The following is a 449-nucleotide window of genomic DNA, read 5'->3' as shown; positions in this document are numbered from 1 at the left end:
GTCCCCTCTCCCCGTTTTTACGGGGAGAGGGTTAGGGTGAGGGGCAAATCACACGGAAGGACTTTTAATGAGAGGTCCCAAGCCCAAAACCACCGCCCGAGCGCGATCGTTGCGTCAGTCGGAGAATGATGCAGAAGACAGGCTGTGGAATGAGCTGCGTGATCGGCGGCTCAACGGAAACAAGTTTGTCCGACAATTGCCGATCGGTGCCTATTTTGCAGATTTCGCCTGCCGTGAACTGCGACTCGTCATCGAAATCGACGGCAGCCAACATGCAGAAAGTCGACGAGATGGCATTCGTGATGTCTTCATGACCGGCAATGGCTGGCCGGTTGTTCGTTTCTGGAATGTGGACGTGCTGAGAGCGCTGCCATCCGTTCTGGATACCATTCTTGCAGTCTGCGACGGGCGATTGACCGAGCGCGTCGAGGTGGCGGATTTGCGATTCT

The 449-nt window shown here is 55.9% G+C and carries 1 protein-coding gene; it reads left to right on the top strand.

What is annotated here, in order from left to right:
• Positions 1–67: 67 nt before the first annotated feature.
• Positions 68–449: endonuclease domain-containing protein (locus V8P77_RS34740; RefSeq protein WP_335916769.1), on the top strand; the 382-nt coding region annotated here is incomplete at its 3' end.

It is taken from the genome of Rhizobium aouanii (assembly GCF_037002925.1).
GTDB lineage: Bacteria > Pseudomonadota > Alphaproteobacteria > Rhizobiales > Rhizobiaceae > Rhizobium > Rhizobium aouanii.
This window is presented reverse-complemented; position numbering and strand designations above follow the sequence as displayed.